The sequence below is a fragment of the Aromatoleum bremense genome (assembly GCF_017894365.1).
Lineage (GTDB): Bacteria > Pseudomonadota > Gammaproteobacteria > Burkholderiales > Rhodocyclaceae > Aromatoleum > Aromatoleum bremense.
Map to the genome: position 1 here is coordinate 2,129,887 of NZ_CP059467.1, position 20,486 is coordinate 2,150,372.

The following is a 20,486-nucleotide window of genomic DNA, read 5'->3' on the forward strand; positions in this document are numbered from 1 at the left end:
CGACATGAAGACAGCGAACGACATGATCCCGAGCCGAATGGCCGACTGCCCGCCAGCCACCTTGCTCGCCGACCTGCACGCGACCGTGGTCGAGCGCCTCGGCGCCGAGGCCGAGTCGCTGACCTTCGAACGCGCCGTCCTCGGCATCTTCTTCACCGGCGTCAAGCTCGCCAACGGCGCCGGCGGCCTGTGCGCGACGCCGATCAAGAGCGTGCCCGAGGCCGTCTGCTGCCCGAGCTCGGCGAAGGCCATGCCGATCCCTGGCAAGATCGCCGGCCGCAAGGCGGTACAGGTGCTCGACGACCTCTACCGGCCGCAGGACCTGCGCCGGACGCTGGCCATCGCTACCTTGAACGCGCTCGCCGAGACGCTGTGGATGCGCGACGGCGGGCCGGCCGGCGCCGAGGTGAGCGACGGCGATGCCTTCGACGCGCTGGTCATCCCGCCCGGCGCGCGCGTCGCGCTGGTCGGCGCCTTCCCGCCGTACATGCGCGAGTTGCGCCGGCGCGGCCAGCCCTTCCACGTGCTGGAAATGGACCCAGCGACGCTGAGGCCCGAGGAAATGCCGTTCTACGCGTCGGCCGACCGGGCGCCGGAGCTCGTGCCGAAGGCCGACGTCTTCATCACCACCGGCACGACGCTGATCAACGGCACGCTCGACGGGCTGCTGCGCCTGCTGCGGCCGGGCGCCGAGGCGGCGGTGATCGGGCCGACGGCGACGCTGATCGCCGAGCCCTTCGCCCGGCGCGGTGTCACCGCCGTCGGCGGCACGCGCGTGCGAGCCCCGGACGAACTGCTCGAACTGCTGGCCGAAGGGGGCTCCGGGTATCACTTCTTTGGCAAGACAGTCGAGCGCGTCACCCTGCGCCTCCCACCGCTGCAGCAGTGATGTCGGCGATGGAGGAGTACCTCTGCGGCAGCGGCAAGCCGGGCCAGGAGAAGGCACCGGTGGCGGCGTGGCGCTGGCGGCGACCGCTGCTGCAGTGGTCCGGGGTCGGCCTCGCGCATGCTGCCCTGCTCGGCATCGTGCTGCAGGTGTCGCCACAGGCAAGGCAGGCGCTGGGTCATGTGATCGAGGCCAGCCTGGTCGTCCCGCGACCGGTGGCCGTGGCGGCCGCGCAGCCGACGGCCGTGGCGGCCGCGCAGCCGACGGCCGTGGCGGCCGCGCAGCCGACGGCCGTGCCGGAGCCGACACCGACGCCGCCCAGGCCGCCGAAGGAGAGCACGCCGGCGCCAAGAGCACCGCGGCCAGCGACGCCGCGACCGATCGCGGCACCGCCCGCCGAGGCGCCGCCGTCCTCCGATGTCGCGTCGGAGCCTGCCGCCGAGCCGGCGTCGGCGGTCGTATCGGTGCCCACCGCCGTTCCCGCCGCACCTCCGCCGCTGGTGCTGCCGGTCTTCAATGCCGACTACCTCGACAACCCGGCGCCGCTGTACCCACCGATGTCGCGCCGTCTCGGCGAAACGGGCCGTGTCCTGCTGCGCGTGCTCGTTTCGGTCGACGGATATGCCGATCAGGTCGAGGTCGGGACCTCGTCGGGGTTCGAGCGGCTCGACGCCGTCGCGCGCCAGGCGGTCGTCCGCTGGCGCTTCGTTCCAGCACGTCGGGGCGACGAGAGGGTCGCCGCGTGGGTGCTGGTCCCGATCTCCTTTGTCATGTGAGTCCCGCCATGTTCGAAAGCTCTCTGGGTATTGCCCATTTCCTGACGCAGGCCGACACGGCGGCGCGCGTCATTCTCATCGCGATGTTGCTCGCCTCACTCGCCAGCTGGGGGATCATCGTCGATCGACTGGTCGCGCACTGGTTGCAGCGGCGACGGCAGGTGGTGTTCCTTGCGCGCTTCCGGCGTGTCCGCGCCTTTGAGGAACTGGGCGCGGTCCTCTCCGCAGGTGCTGAGGATGCGTGCGCCCGCCTGGCGCGCCTGGCGATCGAGTCCGCCCGGCATTTCTCGGCGCACGGGGAGGCCGGTGGACGCCAGGAGTTCCTGGTACGGGCGCTGCGACAAGGCATCGAGGAGGAGGCGGAACGGCTCGAGCGGGGGCTGACGCTGCTCGCCTCGGTCGGCTCGACCGCGCCCTTCGTTGGCCTGCTCGGTACCGTCTGGGGGATCTATCACGCCCTGATCGCCATCGGCCTGTCGGGGCAGGGCACCCTCGACAAAGTGGCCGGCCCGGTCGGCGAGGCGCTGATCATGACGGCCATCGGCCTTGCCGTGGCGATCCCGGCGGTGCTCGGCTACAACGCGCTGACGCGGCGCAACCGTGTCGTGCTCGGCCGCCTCGATGCGCTCGGCCACGACTTGCTTACGCTGGCGCTTACCGGCGCGCCGCTGCGGCGAGGTGCCGCCGAGGCGCCTGCTCGCATCGCGAGGGCTGTGTGATGGGGCTGGGCACGCTGGGTTCGGGCGGCGCCGGACGCCCGATGGCCGAGATCAACATCATTCCGCTGGTCGACGTGATGCTGGTGCTGCTCGTCGTCTTCATCGTCACTGCGCCGCTGCTCACGCATGCCGTCAAGCTCGAATTGCCGCAGGCGAGTAGCCGCCCCAATGTGGCGCCTGCCGAGCATATCGAGATCGCGGTACAGCGCGATGGACAGATGCATTGGAACGGCGAGGCGGTGTCTCGCGCTGAGCTGGAACGACGCGCGTGGCAGCTTGCCGAAAGGGCGGCGGACACCGAGATCCACCTCAAGGGAGATGCCGCGGTGCCCTATGGGGAGATGGCCTGGACCTTGTCGGCGCTGGCGCGGCGCGGGCTGACGCGCGTCGGGTTCGTCACCGATCCCGGCGAGGCCGTGGCGCCCGATCGCGGGGCAGGCGGTGCCGGGGCGTTTCCATGATGCGCAATGGTCCCAGTCCATGGAGCAGAGCAACTTTCGTGAACCCGCCTGGAAGGAGCAAGGCAATGAAGATCGTACGAACCAGCCCGCGATGGCCGGCGCCATCCCAATCGGGCATGTCCCGCCGGATGCCTGGCCGTGACCGGGAGGATGCTGGCGCGGCGCGCGACCATACCCTGATGCTGCGGGCGATATCGGGTGTTCTGCGGAACGCCCAGTGTGGCGAACTTCCAGTGTTCGCGTGGACGCTCGGGCTCCCGCAACAGGCCCTGCTGGAAATGGTCGAGCGATGCTTCCCGGAACTCGGTGCGCTGGAGGGGTTGTCAGATATGCAGTATGCGAGCCTCAAGGCGGCGCAGCCACCGTACTTCCAGGCGCTGGTGGCCCTGTTGATGACGCGGCGTACCGCGGGCGTGGATGAACACGTGGCCACGTGGCTTGCACATGCGATCGCGGCGGCATGCCACGGTGAACGCCATTTGTGGGAAGACCTGGACCTTGGCGGACGCGACGACGTGTCGCGCCTGCTGGAGCGGTACTTCCACCCTTTGTACCTCGCCAACTCACGAAACCTGCGCTGGAAGCGGTTCTTGTTTGCCGAACTCGGTGCCGTCCTGGGGAGAACGGACTGCCTGCCTCCCGGGTGCCATCGGTGCGACCAACACCGGGTATGCTTTCCCGAGTCCAAGGCACAAGGGGTGAGCGTACACGATGGAATCGACCAAGAAGAGCATTGAGCTGCAAGGCTCGGTATGGATGACGGTGGGCGGCGAGAATTTTGGCGGTCCCGGCCGGATCGAGCTGCTGGCCAGGATCGCCGAATGCGGTTCGATCACGCAGGCCGCCAAGGCGATCAAGATGAGCTACAAGGCCGCATGGGATGCCATCGACACCATGAACAACCTGGCCGGGGAGCCGCTGGTCGAGCGCCTGGCAGGCGGCAAGGGCGGTGGCGGAACCCGGCTGACTCGCCGGGGCGAGCAACTGGTCGAGAACTTTCGCCTTGTCCAGCGGGAGCATCGGCGCTTTATCGAGCAATTGGCCCAGCAGGCCGATGACATCGCAGATGACTATTTGTTGATCAGGAGGATGAGCATGAAAACCAGTGCCCGGAACCAGTTTCTCGGCAAGGTCACCTTGGTGAAGCCGGGGGCGGTGAACGACGAGATCGAACTGGAGGTGGCCGGGGGCCAGAAGCTGGTCGCCATCGTGACGCACGAAAGCACCGAGAGCCTCGGCCTGCGCGTCGGGGCCGAAGCCTTCGCCTTGGTCAAGTCGTCATCGATCATCCTGGTCACGGATGACGATGGCGCACGCTTCTCGGCCCGCAACCGGCTCACAGGAACGATTGCCCGCGTCCAGACCGGCGCAGTCAACACGGAAGTCGTGCTTGACCTGCCAAACGGGGCTTCGGTGGCCGCGATCGTGACCAATGAGAGCAGCGCGGCCCTTGGGCTGGCGGCGGGTAAGACGGCGTCGGCCATCTTCAAGGCGTCGAGCATCATCCTCGGGGTTCCGGCCTAGCTTCGCATGGCTTTCTTGTTTTTGGGGGAGCGCCTTGGCTGGCGGCATGCCTACCGCCTTGGCGCGCCCCCTTGCTCCGCCATTCCGACGTGGCTACTGCGGTTGCGGCGAATGGCCCATTTGCGGTTCGCAATCGTCGCGCCGCATCCCGGTTCGGGAGTCACTCGTTGAACGGATGAGTGACGCCCATGGACCTGCGACGCCTGCGTTGTTTCGTGGCCGTAGCCGAGGAGCTGCATTTCACGCGCGCGGCCGCGCGTCTTCACATCGAACAATCACCGCTGTCGCGCACGATCAGGCAACTGGAAAGCGACGTCGGCGCCTCGTTGTTCGAGCGCGGCGGGCGGGGTACGCACCTGACTTGGGCCGGGCAAGTCTTGTTGCGAGATGCCAGGCGCGTTTTCGCGGTGCTGGAGCAGGCCAGGATCAATGTCAAGGCGGCTGCGACAGGCTACCGAGGCATGCTCCGCATCGCGCTTTCGGACGGTATCGCACAAACCCGGCTCACGGCGCTGCTGGCCTTGTGCCGTGAAGAGGAACCCGACGTAGGGATTCGCCTGTTCGAGACACCGTTCGCTGCGCAAGTGCGCGGTATGCGTGATGACTCGTTCGATGCGGGTTTCGCCCAGTCCGACGAGGCCGGTGAAGGCATCCACTGCGAAACGCTCTGGTCCGATCCGCTTGTGGCTGCCATTCCCAATCGGCATCCATTGCTGGCCTTCAAGCAGATCCCGTTGGAGGAATTGCTGAAGTATCCCCTCGTGATGTACCACCCGGAGGCATGCCATGGCGCGAGCCGGCAAATCAAACGGATCCTGCGTTCCACGGATATCCGGCCGAACATCGCAGAGCGTGCGGTGACGCTGGAGTTGATGTTGACGCTGGTCGCCGCCGGCTACGGCCTGGGCTTTGCTACGGCCTCTCAAATCTCGATCTGCCGACACCCGGAGATCGTCACTCGGCCCCTGGCCGATGGGTCGGCGAGGATGACTACGTTCCTGTTGCGTCCGCACAGAGAGCCGTCCGAACCGCTGCAACACTTCGTCGACCGGGCCCGACTCTTACGTGACAATTCCTGCCTGTCTGAACAGGCGTAGCCGGTGCGTTCAAGTCTCGCAGTTGCGGCAGTCCCGTGGGGGCTTTTCGCAGGCATCCAGGGTCCCGCTCAGGCACCTTTCCCGTGGGCTTGAAACAGGGAGCGCTACTGTCCGCATTGTTCGTGGTACGTGCAAGCGTCATGGGTTGTACTGCCGGGAGTCATCAACCCATTGGCGATGCGGATGCGTGTCTTTCTGGCCTCGTTTGGATGTGCTCCGACCATCCTGTCCCTGTTGTTGACGACAGGAGTCGCCACAGCAGCGGATGTTTGGGCTATTACCGTGTCCGGCCACTCCTTGCGGGGATCTCAGGCAACTGACTGTGTCATCGAACCGGTCCCACCAGCTTGCCGCGAAGAAGAACTTGACGCCGGGTTTCCCGAAGATTCGAATTGGGCAGCGGCCCTCGTCCCGCAAGGCCTGAAGCAAGGTGGCTCCGAGCTGCAGCGCAGGCTCGGCACAGCGTACCAGGGCATCGTCGATGCCTGGGGGCTGGGCATCGCCAGGATTCCCGCGGTGGTCGTCGATCGACGCAACGTCGTCTATGGCGAGCCCGACGTGGCACGCGCCGTCGCCCGTATCGATGCCCACCGGAGCGCACGGCCATGACCCTGCCGACCGCGCCGTCCCGGCGCCTGCGGACGGCCATGGCCTCGCTGCTGCTGTGCGGCGCCACATCGACCTTCGCCCTGGATACGGCGACCATCGTTTCCTCGGCCGTGTCGCCGAGCTGTCTGGAGTACCGCGTCGTCGGAATCTGCTACTGGCTGTACTGCACGCCATTCGGCTGCTCGGTTCGCACCTCCGTCAAGGTGCGTCACTACGTCCCCGATGCGGTGGTGTCGAGCTACTCGAACACCGGCGAAAACCCGTGGCTGGAAGTCAGGGCGATGAGCATGCCCAACCCGACCGCCAAGGCTGGCGGTGACGGCACGACCAATCACGACAACGAGAACAACCTCGCCAAGTTCAAGAACGCCGATGTCATCGGCCATCCGGCCGGGATGGTGTTCAGCCAGTTCGCCAGCGCCTCCGGCTACACCTGCGAAGGCGCGGGCACGGCCTTCATGCCGTATCTGCTGAGCACGCTCGACACGATCGCCTGGCGCTACAACATCCCGGAAGCGTTCTACCCCGAAGCGCTCATCCCCGGCCGGCGCGAAATCGGTACGCGCACCGGCCTGAACCTCTGGGGCAACGTGTATCCCCGCGGTGGCTTCCTGCACCAGACCGACGATCACAAGAGCGGCGCCGTGGTCGCGCAGCGCGCGGGCGACATCGTGACGCGCCGCAACCAGATTCACGTGTACCAGCCACTGCTGGCCAACGCCCGCGACGGGTACTGGCCGGCCGGCGCGTTGATGGAGACCGACGCCTCGACGGGCAAGTGGCAGGAGCTGACGCCCACGCTCTCGAACAGTTGCGTGGTCTTCCCGCACAGCCGCACCCGCGTGCAGGCCCAGCAGGGCGACTACGCCTGGGCCTTGTGGCGGCCGTACTCCTGCTGCCGGCGCCGTGGCCAGGTCTTCCTCGGCAGCGTCGATTTCATGTGAGGAACCCACGATGAACGCCTCCCTCCCTGACTTCCTGCGTCGCGCGGGGTCGCACCTGCGGGCCGCGCTGCTCGTGGCGGCCATCACGCTGGTCGTCGGCGTCGCCTGGGCGCAGACCCGCATTGATCCCAATGGCGTGAACGTCAGCGGCAGCGTGATCGGCGACGACGTGCTCTACAGCATCGGCGGCGGCCGGGCCGTGTCGATGGGTGGTGCCGGCAACATGCAGAGCATCGGCGTGGGGATCGGCTGGAACAGCAACCTGATCTGCGGCGACATGAGTATCACTACCACGCTGCAGAACCAGTTGAACGGCATCACCAACGGCTTCCAGACGATCATGTCGAACGTGATCCAGAACGCTACCGCTGCGGTGGCGTCACTCCCGGCTCTCATCATCCAGCGCGCCGATCCGGGCCTGTACAACCTACTCACCAACGGCATCCTGCAGGCGCGCCTGGACTTCGACCGCTCGAAGATGACGTGCCGCGCCATCGCCAACCGCATGGCGGACATGGCCGGCGGCCAGGCGGGCTGGGATCAGCTCGCCGAAGGCATGGCGCTGCGCGATGCGGTCAGCAGCACCGATGCGGTGTCGGCCATCGAGCAGGCCGAGTCCAACCGGGGCAACAACGGCGTGCCCTGGGTTGGCGGCAGCAATGCCGGCGGCAACGGCCAAAGCTCGATCAAGGTGGTCAGCGACGTGACGCAGGCGGGCTACAACCTGCTCAACGGCCGCAGCGTCACCGATACCTCGTCGATCCCGAGCAGTGCCTGCGGCAACCGCCTGACCTGCCAGACCTGGTCTTCGCCGCAGGCCGCGGCCGCGTGGGCGACCCGCGTGCTGGGCGAGCGCGAGCAGCGCACCTGCGAGAGCTGCACCAAGACCCAGACCATGCCGGGTGTCGGCCTCACGCCGCTGATCCAGGAGGAGTACGAGACCAAGCTGCAGGCGCTGCACGAGTTGGTGACGGGCGCCCGGCCCACGACGGCCGCCAACCTCGACGCGGCGGGCAGCAACTCGCTGCCGATCACGCGCGGCGTGATCGAGGCGCTGCGCGACGAGCCCGATCAGGACGTGCTGGGCCGGCGCCTCGCGTCTGAGGCTGCGCTGTCCAGCGTGCTGGAGAAGGCCCTGCTGCTGCAACGCACGTTGCTGACCGGCAAGAAGGAGCCGAACGTCGCCGCCAACGAGCTGGCCGTGCAGGCGGTCGACCAGGAGAACAGCGCGCTGGAGCAGGAGATCAACAACCTCAAGACTGAGCTGGAACTGCGGCGCACGCTGGCCGGCAACTCGGCGATGGCGATCATCCAGCGCCACAGCACCCGCGCTGCCGGCTCGCGCGGCGTCTTCGAGGGCGACACCACACGCGACCGTCTGCGGGAAGTCCAGAAGCCGCGGAGCGGTACGCCATGAGCCGGCTGACCTGGCTGCGGCTGCCATGGCTGTTCAACCGCCGCGTCGGCGTGGCGCTGCTGTGGACCTTGCTGGTGGTGGCCGCCGCGGTGGCGGTGAACATCGCCGGCATCCACGTGGTCGGCGGCGTCGAGGGCTGGCAGCACTGGCTGCAGGCGCACGCCGGCCACTTCTTCGTGTGGCGGCTGTGCCTCTACGGAGCGACGGCCTACGGCTGGTGGTGGATGCGCCGGCGCCTGTTGCGGCGGGAGCCGTCCCGCGAGACGCATCAGCGCCTGCTGCGCACGGAGATAGCGGCCGTGATCGCCGTGGTCGCGCTGGAAGCCAGCCAATTGTTGCAGCACGGCTGAGACCGGGAGGCAGGCATGACGCTCTACACCACGGACTACCTGGAGTATTACCTGACCCTGGTGGCTTGGGTGGTCAACAACGGCATCTGGAGCATTCTCGTGGCCAGCGGCGTGTTCGCGCTGCCGTTCGTGGCCATCGTGATCCAGGAATGGCTCAAGGCCCGCAGCGAAGGTGCGGACGAAGGCAACAAGGGCGTGCTGTCGTCGATGCGCATCGAGAACCGGGTGTGGGTGGCGATCGTGGTCATCATGTTCGCCGGCATCCCGTTCATCCCGGTGGATCTCGCCACGATCAAGTTCGACACCACGCGCTCCGCGCAATGCCAGGTCAACGTCCCGCTGCCCAACGACACGGGCTGGTCCAACGTCTACACGGCGCTCAACGACCAGAGCGCGCTGGTGCCGGTGTGGTGGTTCTTCATGCACGCCATCTCGAAGGCGGTCACAGGCGCCGCGGTGGCAGCGATTCCCTGCGGCACCGACTTGCGTCAGATTCGCATGGATGTGGATGCCACGCGCATCGACGATCCGGTGCTGGCACAGGAGGTCGCCGATTTCACGCACGACTGCTACGGGCCGTCGCGCGCCAAGCTGTTCATGAACCGGCCGACGCTCTCCGACGAGCAGATGAACGACGTGACCTGGATCGGGTCGAGTTACTTCCTCGACACGCCCGGCTTCTACGACACCTATCGCTCTAAGACCCCACGCACGGCCTGGCCCTACGACGCGACCCGCGATGCAGGGCTGGTACAGGTGGACAGCGGCGGCGGCTATCCGTCCTGCCGACAGTGGTGGGCCGATGGCGGCCAGGGACTGCGCAGCCGGCTGCTGGCGCAGGTCGCCCCGGACCTGCTGACCCGCATCGGGCGCTGGGCGGGCTTCCTGTCGCAGAGCGAGGTCAATGACTCGGTGATCCGCGCCGTGGTCTCACCGCGACAGCAGAAGATGAACCAGGGCGCCGTCTACACCGATTACGGCGGCCAGATCGACAAGACGCTGCCGAACGTCGTCACGCGCGGCGCGGGCGACCTGGGGCTGACCGTGGGCTCGCTGGCCTTCTTCCCCGCGATGGACGTGGTGCGCCAGGCGCTGCCGATGGTGCTGACAATGCTCAAGATGGCGCTCGTCATCTGCATCCCGTTGGTGCTGCTGATCGGCACCTACGACCTGAAGACGGTGATGACGGTGAGCTGCGTCCAGTTCGCGCTGTTCTTCGTGGACTTCTGGTTCCAGCTCGCACGCTGGATCGACAGCACGATCCTGGATGCGCTCTACGGATGGGGGTTTGGCGCGGACAGGCCGCACACGAACTTCGATCCGCTGATCGGTTTGAACAACGCCTTTGGCGACATGCTCCTTAACTTCGTCATGGCGATGATGTTCATCGTGCTGCCGACGTTTTGGGTCATGGCATTGGCTTGGGCAGGCGTTCGCACGGGAAATATCGTGCAGGGGTTGTCCACCGCCACCTCGGACGCCAAGGGCGCTGGGGGGCGTGGCGCTGGTATGGCAATGAGCGCCGTATCGAAGAAGTGACCGCCGTTCAGTCGTCGTCGGTCACATGCGGGTCGATGCGCCAGTCGCTCTTGTCATAAAGCCCGAAGCCGTTGGGGCCTTCCCTCCATTCGGGTTGCGGTTCCTCTTGATCAGGGTCGTCGTGCTGCACGAGCCATGCAGCAGTCACCGCAAAGGCAAGCAGCAGGGCCAGCCAGAACGCGGAGTAGAGCAGCGCACCGAGCACGGTGAGCTTGACGATCCAGAGCACCGCCGTCGCCGCGCCCGCAGGCACCCCGCGCGTCACCAGCCAGCCGGCGACACGCTGCTCGCGGCGCAGGTATCCACGCCAGGCACGGCCAGCCCCCCGGCCCAGCCGGTGGCTCCAGCGCCCGTTGTGCGTGTTGGTGGTCATGCTCATATGCCTCGGCTTCAGTGGTGCCTCACCTCGCGGAGCGGCCGGTCGTGGCCTGCCCTCCAGCATAGACCGCGATCAGGAGGGTGGGTTGCGGCCGGCAGAGCCGGGTTGGCTCGGGTCGCAGGTCGATTAGATTTTGCACGATAAATCAAACCTTATGCTACTTTCCATGCACGTTCTTGCAACGGCTCTAGGGGCCGATTGGATTATGTGCTATTTTTATAACATGGATGGAAATTTTCGGCACCAGATAATCAAGCGACTGCAGGCGGGACTCCCTCGCGGGGCGCCGTTCGACCTTGCCACCCTGAGCCAGTTCGGGGTGTCGCCCCAGCTCGCCGCCCACTATGCCGACGGCGGGTGGCTCGTGCGCCTGGCCCATGGCGTCTATGCCTTCCCGAACGATGAGTTCGGGGTCTACGGTGCGCTGAAGTTCCTGCAACAGCGCGTGCCCGGCCTGCATGTCGGCGGCAAGAGCGCCCTGGCCCTGCAGGGCGTGCGGCACAACCTGGGCAGCCGGGAGACGCTGGTGCTGTGGGGGGACGGTCGCTTCGCGTTGCCGGCCTGGTTCACCTCGCGCTTTCCGGCCCGCTACGTCCACGCCCGCCTGTTCGACTGGCCGGACACGGCGCTGCCCGGCAAGACCCTGACCACGCCGCCTGGCTTGCCCGAGGCTCTGCGGGTGGCAGCCCCCGAGCGTGCCGTGCTGGAGCTGCTGTACGAGGCCGGCGTCAAGCAGAGCCTCGAAGAGGCCCGCAACCTCTTCGATGGACTGCGTTCCCCCCGCAAGGACTTGCTCGGGCAACTGCTGTCCTGCTGCGCCAGCGTGAAGGCCGTGCGCCTGTTCCTGACCTGGGCGCGCGAGACCAGCCTCGTGGATGTCGATGCCCTGCTGGAGCAGTACCCGGTTCGCACCGGCAGCAACACGCGCTGGATGAGCCGGCTCGATGACGGCACCTTGCTTAGCCTGAAACCTCATGGATAAGACCTACGCGGACACCGTTCGCCTGCTGCTGGCCGTCGCGCCCGACGTGTTCGCCAACGACATCTTCGCCATGAAGGGCGGCACGGCCATCAACCTCTTCGTGCGGGACATGCCGCGCCTGTCGGTGGACATCGACGTGGTGTACCTCCCGTGGCAGACGCCGCGCGACGAAGCGCTGCAAGCCATCAACCAGGAGCTGGCCGCCATCGCCACGCGCGTTGCGCCACTGGGCGTGCAGACACGCCTGGTTCGCGCCAAGGATCTGGGGGACACTAAGCTGATCGTCGAGAACGACGCCAACCAGGTGAAGATCGAGGTCAACGTCGTGTTCCGCGGCAGCGTGCTGCCCGTCGAGCGGCGGCCGCTGAGCGCCAAGACCAGCGATCTGTTCGGCGTCGAGTTCGAGCTGCCGGTTCTGGCACCGGACGAGCTGTACGCCAGCAAGCTGGTGGCCGCGCTGGATCGGCAGCACCCCCGCGACCTGTTCGACGTGTGGCAGCTCTTTGAGTCGGGCGACATCAGCGACGGCATGGTCGAGTGCTTCGTGGTCTATCTGGCGGGTCACAACCGGCCACCCCACGAAGTGCTGTTCGGCAACGACAAGGACATCGCCGGCGAGTACGAGCGGGCCTTTGTCGGCATGACGGAAGTAGACTGCTCCCTGGAGACACTGCTCGACGCTCGCACCAGGCTGCGGCGCGAGCTGCCACAGCGACTGAGCACCGCGCACAGGCGGTTTCTGAGCGGGCTGGCGCGCGCAGAGCCGGACTGGTCGCTGGTGCAGTGCCAGCATGCCGCGCAACTGCCGGCACTGCGCTGGAAGCTCGCCAATCTCGAAACCTTCCGCAAGCGCCGCCCCGACGACTTCGCAGCGCAATCAGCCGCCCTCGACACCGGCTTGGGCCAGAGCTGACGAACACCCCTGCAGCTTCCGGCTTGCCGGGATTGCCCCATGCCGCATTCATCGTGGCACCCGCGAAGCTGCGGCCCTATACCCAAAGGCTTCCGACAAAGGCCAAAGGCCAAAGGGCTGGGTGCGGATTCCGACCCAACGTGACCGCTGACTCCGAAATAGTGTGACCGGTGAATCCGCGGTCGTGACCGCGGATTCCGATTTGATCGTGACCGATTTCGGCGAGTTGTCGGAATGGGCGGTCACGATGTCGGAATCAATGGTCACGATCAAATCGGAACGGGTTTGTGAGGCCAAGCGTGGCAACGTCGTTTGTCAGGCCGGCTACCCTCGCGCGCTTTGCGCGGAGACCGAGGATGCCGGCGGAGCGGATTGCCATGCACAAGATCAGGGAGCTGTTACGGCTCAAATACGACTGCGCGCTGTCGCATGAGCGCATTGCCCGCGCGCTGTCGATTTCCAAAGGAGTGGTCGCCAAGTATGTGAAGGCGGCCGAGGAGTGCGGCCGGCCGTGGGCCGAGTTGTCGGCGGCCGACGAGGCCGAGTTGCGCCGGGTGCTGGGGGTCGCCCGGCGTGGACGTGGCGCGAGCGTCGCGAATGTGCCGCCGGATCTGGCGGCGGTGCATCAGGGGCTCAAGCGAAAGAACGTCACGCTGGCGCTGCTGTGGGAAGAGTACGTGCAGACGGCCGACGGGCCGAGCTATCAGTACTCGCGCTTTTGCGACCTGTACCGCGCGTTCGCCCGCACGCTCAAGCGCTCGATGCGCCAGGTGCACCGCGCCGGCGAGAAACTCTTCATCGATTACGCGGGCGACACGGTGCCGATCGTCGACGCCGACACGGGCGAGATTTCGCGCGCGCAGATCTTCGTCGCGGTGCTCGGCGCCTCGAGCTATACGTTCGCCTGCGCCACGGCGACGCAGTCGCAGGCCGACTGGCTGGGCTCGCTCGCCCGGGCGCTGGCCTTCATCGGCGGCGTGCCCGAGCTCGTGGTGCCCGACAATACGCGCTCGCTCGTCGGGCAGGCCGACCGCTACGAGCCGCAACTGCAGCGCACCACCGCCGAGTTCGCCGCGCACTACGGCGTGGCGATCCTGCCCGCGCGCCCCTACAAGCCGCAGGACAAGGCCAAGGTCGAAGTCGGCGTACAGATCGTGCAGCGCTGGATTCTGGCGCGGCTGCGGCATCGACGTTTCTTCTCGCTGGGAGAGTTGAACGAGGCGATCGCCGCGTTACTCGAGCCGCTGAACACGCGTGCCTTCCGGCGCCTGCCAGGCTCGCGCCACGAAGCGTTCGAGACGCTCGATCGGCCGGCGCTGCGCCCGTTGCCCGCCACCGCGTTCCAGTTCGCCCAGTGGAAACGGGCCAAGCCCAATATCGATTACCACGTCGAGTTCGACGGGCATTACTACAGCGTGCCGTATGCGCTCGCCGGCCAAGCGGTGGAGTTGCGCATCACCGCGAGCAGCATCGAATGCTTTGCGGCGGGCCGCCGCGTCGCGGTGCATGCGAGAAGCCCCCGGTACGGAGCGTTCACCACGCTCACCGAGCACATGCCCGCATCCCATCAGGCGCATCGCCAGTGGTCCCCGGGCAAACTCATCGCCTGGGGTGCCACGGTCGGACCTCACACCGAGCAGGTGGTCAGCCACCAACTCGAACGCATGCCGCACCCCGAGCAGGGCTACCGGGCGTGCCTCGGGCTGATGCGCCTCGGTCGCCAATACGGCAACGAACGCCTCGAAGCCGCGGCGACCCGCGCCGTCACCCTCGGGGCGATGCGTTACCGCAACGTCGCCCCGATCCTCAAGAGCGGGCTCGACCGCGCACCGCTCCCCACTCCCACTCCCACTGCCGCTAGCCAAACCGAACTGGCGCTTCCCACCGTGCACGAGAACCTGCGCGGGGCGCGCTACTACCACTGATTCCACCCACCGGAGAACATCGATGCTGATACAACACAGCCTGCAACAACTGCGCACCCTGCGCCTGGAAGGCATGGCCCGCGCCTTCGAGGAGCAGCTCACCCAGCCCGCCATCACCGCGCTGAGCTTCGAGGAGCGCTTCGCCCAGCTCATCGATCGCGAGATCCTGCTGCGCGACGGCAAACGCATCGACCGGCTGCTCAAGGCAGCCCGCATCAAGGCCGCTGCAGCCTGCCTGGAGGACGTCGACTACCGCGCCGGGCGCGGGCTCGAGCGCAGCCAGATCGCCGCGCTCGGCACCGGGCAATGGATCCGCCATCACCAGAACTGCCTCATCACCGGGCCCACCGGCAGCGGCAAGACCTGGCTCGCCTGCGCGCTCGCCAATGCCGCGTGCCGGCAGGGCCTCGCGGCCTATTACGTGCGTCTGCCGCGGCTCTTCGAAGAGCTGCGCATCGCGCATGCCGACGGCAGCTTCAGCCGACGCCTCATGCAGCTCGCGCGCATGGATCTCATCGTCATCGACGATTGGGGCCTGGCCGCGCCGTCGGCGCAGGAGCGAAGCGACCTGCTGGAGCTGCTCGACGACCGCGTCGGCACGCGTTCGACCGTGATCACCAGCCAGCTGCCGATCGAGCACTGGCACACCTACCTGGGCGACCCGACCTTCGCCGATGCGATCCTCGATCGCGTCGTGCACGCCGCGCACAAGCTCGCCCTCAAGGGCGAGTCGATGAGAAGAAAGGAAAAGGCATGAGGCCGTGCGCGCGAGACGCCTTACCCACAGGCGCCCGCCCGCCAGCGTATGAGGCGCGCTGGCGGCCGCCTGTGGATAAGCCTGCGCCGTGCCTCGAATTGACCGTGATCGTGACCGACACGGTTAGAATCTGAACACCACGCTTCGCGCGCAGACCCCCCGGTCACGTTCGTCGGTGCAGGCGGTCACGTTCGTCGGAATGCGCACATTGAGCGCTCAACTTATGGTAATGCAAAGTCCTTTACTTGCACCTATCACGGCTGGGCGTACGACATTGCAGGCAATCTTGTCAATGTTCCGTTTGAAAAGGAAGCCTTCTGTGACAAGAAAGAAGGGGACTGTGGTTTCGAAAAAGCCGACTGGGGTCCGCTGCAGGCGCGGGTAGATACCTACAAGGGTTTGGTATTCGCCAATTGGGATGCAAAGGCGCCGGCCTTGATGGACTATCTCAGTGACGCCACGCCATATATGGATGTGATGCTGGACCGTACCGAGGCTGGGACTGAAGTGATTACCGGGATGCAGCGGACCGTTATTCCATGCAATTGGAAATTCGCAGCCGAGCAGTTTTGTAGCGACATGTATCACGCGTGCACTATGTCGCATGTGGCCGGTGTCGTTTCCAGCCTACGTCCCGATCAAGACCTATCCGACGTAAAGCTGCCTGTCACTGGGAACCAATTCCGTGCAGCGTGGGGTGGTCATGGAACGGGGTGGTTCAATGACGACTTCTCCCTGCTGTACGCAATTATGGGGCCTAAAGTTGTGGACTATTGGACAAAGGGTCCGGCCGCTGAACGTGCACAGGCGCGGCTCGGTAACAAACTGCCTGCGAACCGCATGGTTGCTCAGCACATGACCATCTTCCCGACCTGTTCATTCCTGCCGGGCATCAATACTGTTCGTACTTGGCATCCACGTGGACCGAACGAACTCGAAGTCTGGTCGTTCATCGTAGTCGATGCTGATGCCCCCGAGGAAATCAAGGATGAATATCGCCGAATGAATATCTTGACCTTCAACCAGGGTGGAACTTTCGAGCAGGACGATGGTGAAAATTGGGTTGAAGTGCAGCGTGTTTTGCGGGGGCATGTGGCCCGCAGCCAACCCTTCTGTGCATCAATGGGTGTCGGTAAACCAAATGCAAACAATCCAGATTTCCCAGGGAAGACTAGCTACGTCTACGGCGAGGAGGCTGCGCGCGGCTTTTATCACCATTGGAGCCGCATGATGTCCGAGCCGAGTTGGGAAACCCTCAAGCCGTAATTTACTACCGGCCACATTGCTATTCGTTCCGCACTAACCAAACAGATCAACTTGTCAGGCCAGTCTTGCTGATACTTCGATCCAAACGAAATGATGGAGACGTTCCATGTCCATAGAATTGACACAACCGTTTAATTATCTCGAAAAGCCTGTGAGTCTTGAGCTCCAAAACGCAGTCGAACAGTTTTACTATCGGGAAGCGCAACTTCTTGATCATCGTAAATATCAAGAATGGTTAACCCTGCTCACTGAGGACATCCATTATTGGGTTCCAATTCGGACCACTCAGACCACAAAAAATTCGAACCTGGAGTACTACGGTCCGGGATGTAACGCCCACTTCGACGAAGACCACAGTCGATTGACTGCCCGTATCCGTGGCAGGTTGTCAGGCCTTAACTGGACCGAAGACCCCCCTTCCCGATCCCGTCACATGATCACTAATGTGATTGTGCGCGAAGTGTCAGCTGAGAAGCTCGAAGTGAGTTCCGCCTTCTTGTGCTATCGCAATCGTCTTGAACGAATGACTGACATTTACGTCGGGGAGCGTCGCGATATTCTCCTACGGGCAAATGATGGTCTGGGTTTCAAGATCGACAAGCGCACAGTATTGCTCGATCAAGGCACGATCACGGCCAACAATCTGAGCATGTTCTTCTAAGGCTGGGGTATCGGAGAACCGACGACAGGGTTCGCACCGGGGGTGTGAATCCTGTCGTTCAGGAGGAAGCAATGAACGATAAAGCAATCCGCTGGTTCCTGGCTGCAATCGGCATTTTTTATTTACTAAATTTTTTGGGACTGCTTCCTGCCCGTAGTGCTGCCGTCCTGATGCTGATGTACCCCTCTGTCGGAAATGGCTTTCAAGGGGAACTCATGATGCTACTTCAGGATGCGTGGCTCGTGGTCGGGATGCAGCTTGGCGCTGTGGGGGTGCTCGCTCTTTGGGCCCTGCGCGAACCCATTCGCTATGCAGGCATTATTCCTGTCGTTGTGTTCATCGAGATTTTCGACGCAATGTGGGATGTCTATAGCATGGTCTTAAGTAGCGAGACCCTGTGGTTTGGGCTTACTACACTTGCTATTCATTTGGTGTGGATCATATGGGGAATCAGCCTCTGGCGCCAGGTAGGCGACCGCTTGAGTCAACCCCGTGCTGTTGATGCAGAAAGAAATTGAGCGGATTGAAAAGTTAAGTCCAATCTACGAGGTAAGGAATTATGGGTTTTGAGAAAGTTTGTGAGGTTAGTGATATCCCTGTCGGCGAAGCGCTCAAAGTTTCTGGCGAAGAATTCGATGTGGCGATCTTCAATGTAGACGGAGAACTATTTGCAACACAAGATCGTTGCACTCACGGCGATTGGTCTCTGTCCGAAGGAGGGTACTTGGACGGGGATGTCGTTGAGTGTTCGCTGCACTGCGGGAAATTCTGCGTTCGGACAGGAAAAGTCAAGGCATATCCACCGACTGAACCGCTGAAAGTCTTTCCGATACATGTAGAAGGAAATGCTGTTTACATTGATTTTAGCGCCGGAGATATTGCCCAATGATCAAGAGTATCGTCATTGTTGGCGCGGGACTCGCCGGGACAACGGCTGCGCGCGCCCTTCGTGCAAGGGGATATGCCGGGCGGATTCATCTGATCGGCAATGAATCCCAGCTGCCCTATGATCGCCCATCATTGTCAAAAGGGGTTCTAGGGGGGGCGCAGGAGATACCGCCTCTGCTGATGGAGGCCGCGTGGTTTGAGAGCGAAGGGATTGAACTGCATCTGGGCGACCCCGTATTTGCGATCAACGCCAAGGAGCGCCTTGTAACCCTGCACTCAGGTTTGAGCCTGGACTTCGACCGGCTTTTGTTCGCCACCGGAATGCGACCGCGCAAGCTGTCTATTCCTGGCGGCAATCTGGAAGGCGTGTTCAGCCTTCGCAACTTCGCGGATTGCGCCGCGTTACGCCAGGCCTTCACGGTGGCGAAATCGCTCGTAATTATCGGTGGCGGTCTGATCGGCTGCGAAGTGGCGACCTCCGCGCGCAAAGCGGGACTTGAAGTCACGATCCTGGAATGCGCCGATGAGTTACTGACGCGCGTTCTAGGCCGGCAAATTGGCGCGTGGTGCCGCGAGCAACTCGAGGCAATGGGCGTTCGCATCGAATTGAATGCGCATATTTCGCATCTTAGCGGTGAGCGCAGTGTGCGTTCGCTGGTGTTTGCTGATGGCAGAGAGGTGGAAGCCGAACTCGTATTGGTCAGCATTGGCGGCGATCCGGAAGATACCCTGTTGAATGCAGCTGGCGTCGCCTGCAATCAAGGCGTAGTTGTCGATGCGTGCGGACAAACATCATCGCCCGATATTTACGCCGCTGGCGACGTAGCTGTGTGGCCCCTAAGGCACGGGGGCCGCCGCGCGCTAGAGACCTATATCAACTCGCAGCAACAGGCGGAAGCGGCGGTAGCCGCGATGCTAGGCGAATACAATCCGGTGCCCCAAGTCGCTACATCGTGGACCGAGAGGCTGTGAAAAATCCCCGGCCAGTTATATGTCTTTGGTATAATCAGGTCTTGCTACGAGGTCTGGATTTGCGCCGATGACGAAGACGCGAGCACGGGTGCTGCGGCCCAACCGGGGGCAGATGGAGTTTCGGGCGAGTGACCTGGAGTCACTGCTGCCGGAGGGGCATCGGGCGCGCCTGGTGTGGGCGTACGTCGAGCGGCAAGACCTGTCACGGTTCTACGCCGGGATTCGTGCGGTCGATGGCGGGGTGGGCCGCTCGGCAATCGCGCCGGAGATTTTGCTGGCGCTGTGGTTGTACGCCACGCTCGACGGGGTGGGCAGCGCGCGGGCGGTGTCACGGCTGCTCGAATCGCATGACGCCTACCGCTGGTTGTGCGGCGGTGTTCAGGTCAATCACCACACCCTTTCGGACTTTCGCAAGGATCAGGGCGAAGGGCTGGACGAGTTGCTGAGTGTGAGCATCGCCAGCCTGATGGCGGCCGGGGTGGTCAAGCTCAAACAGGTGGCGCAGGACGGGATGCGGGTGCGGGCGAGCGCCGGGGCGGGCTCGTTTCGCCGCAAGGAGAAGCTCGAAGGCTACCTGGAGGCGGCGCGCGCGGCCGTGGCGCGGCTCAAAGCCGAGGCGGAGGCGGACCCGGCGCAGGCCGAACGGGCGCGGGAAGCGGCCCGGCTACGGGCGGCGAAAGAGCGTGAAGCGCGTCTTGAGAAGGCGCTGGCGCGGCTGCCCGAGATCGAAGCGATCAAGCAGCGGCAAGGCAAAAACCCCGACCAGGCGCGCGCGTCGATGACCGATGCCGAAGCGACGGTGATGAAGATGGGCGACGGCGGCTTTCGGCCGGCGTACAACCCGCAACTGGCGAGCGACGCCGACTCGCTGGTGATCGTGGGGGTCGAGGTGGCCACCGTCGGCAGCGACCAAGGGCAGATGGTGCCGATGATCGAGCAGGTCACCGCGCGCTGCGGTCAGCTGCCCGAAGCTTGGTTGGTCGATGGCGGCTACGTCGGGCACGAGCAGATCGAGCAGGCGAGCCAAAGCACCGTCGTTTATGGGCCGGTGCCGCAACCCAAGGACAAGGCGGTCGATCCGCACCAGGCGAAGGCCAGCGACAGCGAAGCGGTGGCGGCCTGGCGGCAGCGGATGGGCACGGACGAGGCCAAGGTCATTTACAAGCGGCGAGCGGCGACGGCCGAATGCGTCAATGCGCACAGCCGCAACCGCGGCCTGCAGCAGTTCCGGGTGCGGGGTCTGGCGAAGGTCAAGTGTGTGATGCTGATCTTTGCTTTGGCGCACAACCTGATGCGCATGGTCAGCCTCGCACCGGAATTGCTCGGGCTAGGGACAGGTGCGTCCGCAGTTCCCGGAATCGGGGTTTAAGGGGCGAAAAATGGGGAAAAACGCCAAATGAACGGTCGATAGCGCTACAAAT

At 64.6% G+C, this 20,486-nt stretch carries 23 protein-coding genes and 1 pseudogene; 23 read left to right on the forward strand and 1 reads right to left on the reverse strand.

The genetic code is table 11. The features are described 5' to 3' along the window. Positions 1 to 4 precede the first annotated feature (4 nt). The 12 genes from pbN1_RS09970 (at position 5) to pbN1_RS10025 (ending at position 10,322) form a co-directional block, all read left to right on the forward strand. On the forward strand, positions 5 to 889 hold the full coding sequence (locus pbN1_RS09970) for a DUF364 domain-containing protein (RefSeq protein WP_210147710.1): 885 nt from the start codon (positions 5 to 7) through the stop codon (positions 887 to 889). Beyond that, positions 889 to 1,662, forward strand: a complete 774-nt coding sequence (locus tag pbN1_RS09975; protein WP_169203455.1) for an energy transducer TonB — start codon at positions 889 to 891, stop codon at positions 1,660 to 1,662. The genes pbN1_RS09970 and pbN1_RS09975 overlap by 1 nt, the downstream gene beginning before the upstream one ends. Before the next feature lie 8 nt (positions 1,663 to 1,670). Next, complete coding sequence (locus tag pbN1_RS09980) at positions 1,671 to 2,381, forward strand: MotA/TolQ/ExbB proton channel family protein (protein WP_169203454.1); 711 nt, start codon at positions 1,671 to 1,673, stop codon at positions 2,379 to 2,381. 41 nt (positions 2,382 to 2,422) lie between these two features. Beyond that, entirely contained in the window at positions 2,423 to 2,842 is a 420-nt protein-coding gene (locus pbN1_RS09985) for an ExbD/TolR family protein (RefSeq protein ID WP_210147711.1), read from the forward strand. Between the two features lie 65 nt (positions 2,843 to 2,907). Further along, a complete protein-coding gene (locus tag pbN1_RS09990) occupies positions 2,908 to 3,579 on the forward strand; it encodes a nitrogen fixation protein NifQ (RefSeq protein ID WP_169203452.1) in 672 nt (223 codons plus the stop codon). Then, complete coding sequence (locus tag pbN1_RS09995; RefSeq protein ID WP_169203451.1) at positions 3,554 to 4,366, forward strand: TOBE domain-containing protein; 813 nt, start codon at positions 3,554 to 3,556, stop codon at positions 4,364 to 4,366. The genes pbN1_RS09990 and pbN1_RS09995 overlap by 26 nt, the downstream gene beginning before the upstream one ends. Positions 4,367 to 4,554: 188 nt before the next feature. Continuing rightward, on the forward strand, positions 4,555 to 5,463 hold the full coding sequence (locus pbN1_RS10000) for a LysR family transcriptional regulator (protein ID WP_169203450.1): 909 nt from the start codon (positions 4,555 to 4,557) through the stop codon (positions 5,461 to 5,463). Positions 5,464 to 5,646: 183 nt separating this feature from the next. Continuing rightward, entirely contained in the window at positions 5,647 to 6,072 is a 426-nt protein-coding gene (locus tag pbN1_RS10005; protein WP_244857235.1) for a TIGR03757 family integrating conjugative element protein, read from the forward strand. After that, a complete protein-coding gene (locus pbN1_RS10010) occupies positions 6,069 to 7,016 on the forward strand; it encodes a TIGR03756 family integrating conjugative element protein (RefSeq protein ID WP_169203449.1) in 948 nt (315 codons plus the stop codon). Before pbN1_RS10005 ends, pbN1_RS10010 begins: the two co-directional genes overlap by 4 nt. Before the next feature lie 10 nt (positions 7,017 to 7,026). Beyond that, positions 7,027 to 8,433, forward strand: a complete 1,407-nt coding sequence (locus pbN1_RS10015) for an integrating conjugative element protein (RefSeq protein WP_128701159.1) — start codon at positions 7,027 to 7,029, stop codon at positions 8,431 to 8,433. Then, a complete protein-coding gene (locus pbN1_RS10020; protein WP_169203448.1) occupies positions 8,430 to 8,783 on the forward strand; it encodes a hypothetical protein in 354 nt (117 codons plus the stop codon). The genes pbN1_RS10015 and pbN1_RS10020 overlap by 4 nt, the downstream gene beginning before the upstream one ends. Positions 8,784 to 8,798: 15 nt before the next feature. Further along, complete coding sequence (locus tag pbN1_RS10025; protein ID WP_169203447.1) at positions 8,799 to 10,322, forward strand: conjugal transfer protein TraG N-terminal domain-containing protein; 1,524 nt, start codon at positions 8,799 to 8,801, stop codon at positions 10,320 to 10,322. 7 nt (positions 10,323 to 10,329) lie between these two features. Here pbN1_RS10025 and pbN1_RS10030 read toward each other — a convergent pair whose 3' ends face one another. Then, complete coding sequence (locus tag pbN1_RS10030; RefSeq protein WP_425305761.1) at positions 10,330 to 10,695, reverse strand: DUF3742 family protein; 366 nt, start codon at positions 10,693 to 10,695, stop codon at positions 10,330 to 10,332. A 229-nt stretch (positions 10,696 to 10,924) separates the two neighbouring features. Between pbN1_RS10030 and pbN1_RS10035 the strand changes: the two genes are divergently transcribed. The 11 genes and pseudogenes from pbN1_RS10035 (at position 10,925) to pbN1_RS10080 (ending at position 20,434) form a co-directional block, all read left to right on the forward strand. Further along, positions 10,925 to 11,683, forward strand: a complete 759-nt coding sequence (locus pbN1_RS10035) for a type IV toxin-antitoxin system AbiEi family antitoxin domain-containing protein (RefSeq protein WP_169203469.1) — start codon at positions 10,925 to 10,927, stop codon at positions 11,681 to 11,683. Next, complete coding sequence (locus pbN1_RS10040; protein ID WP_169203445.1) at positions 11,676 to 12,596, forward strand: nucleotidyl transferase AbiEii/AbiGii toxin family protein; 921 nt, start codon at positions 11,676 to 11,678, stop codon at positions 12,594 to 12,596. The genes pbN1_RS10035 and pbN1_RS10040 overlap by 8 nt, the downstream gene beginning before the upstream one ends. A gap of 356 nt (positions 12,597 to 12,952) precedes the next feature. After that, entirely contained in the window at positions 12,953 to 14,521 is a 1,569-nt protein-coding gene (gene istA, locus pbN1_RS10045) for an IS21 family transposase (protein WP_210147712.1), read from the forward strand. Between the two features lie 22 nt (positions 14,522 to 14,543). Then, the gene (gene istB / locus pbN1_RS10050; protein WP_011235905.1) at positions 14,544 to 15,278 is read left to right on the forward strand and encodes an IS21-like element ISAzo4 family helper ATPase IstB; all 735 of its coding nucleotides are present in this window, start codon (positions 14,544 to 14,546) and stop codon (positions 15,276 to 15,278) included. A 207-nt stretch (positions 15,279 to 15,485) separates the two neighbouring features. Continuing rightward, positions 15,486 to 15,578, forward strand: a pseudogene (locus tag pbN1_RS21150) (Rieske 2Fe-2S domain-containing protein); the annotation flags it as partial. 138 nt (positions 15,579 to 15,716) lie between these two features. After that, complete coding sequence (locus pbN1_RS10055; RefSeq protein WP_280516182.1) at positions 15,717 to 16,544, forward strand: RHO alpha subunit C-terminal catalytic domain-containing protein; 828 nt, start codon at positions 15,717 to 15,719, stop codon at positions 16,542 to 16,544. Between the two features lie 106 nt (positions 16,545 to 16,650). Beyond that, positions 16,651 to 17,205, forward strand: coding sequence for an aromatic-ring-hydroxylating dioxygenase subunit beta (locus pbN1_RS10060; RefSeq protein ID WP_076600362.1), 555 nt, complete (start codon positions 16,651 to 16,653; stop codon positions 17,203 to 17,205). A gap of 71 nt (positions 17,206 to 17,276) precedes the next feature. Then, positions 17,277 to 17,723, forward strand: coding sequence for a BphX family protein (locus pbN1_RS10065; RefSeq protein ID WP_076600361.1), 447 nt, complete (start codon positions 17,277 to 17,279; stop codon positions 17,721 to 17,723). A gap of 41 nt (positions 17,724 to 17,764) precedes the next feature. Then, on the forward strand, positions 17,765 to 18,094 hold the full coding sequence (locus pbN1_RS10070) for a non-heme iron oxygenase ferredoxin subunit (protein WP_076600360.1): 330 nt from the start codon (positions 17,765 to 17,767) through the stop codon (positions 18,092 to 18,094). Beyond that, entirely contained in the window at positions 18,091 to 19,065 is a 975-nt protein-coding gene (locus pbN1_RS10075) for an NAD(P)/FAD-dependent oxidoreductase (RefSeq protein ID WP_169204274.1), read from the forward strand. Before pbN1_RS10070 ends, pbN1_RS10075 begins: the two co-directional genes overlap by 4 nt. 67 nt (positions 19,066 to 19,132) lie before the next feature. After that, on the forward strand, positions 19,133 to 20,434 hold the full coding sequence (locus pbN1_RS10080) for an IS1182 family transposase (RefSeq protein ID WP_169204311.1): 1,302 nt from the start codon (positions 19,133 to 19,135) through the stop codon (positions 20,432 to 20,434). Positions 20,435 to 20,486: the final 52 nt, after the last annotated feature.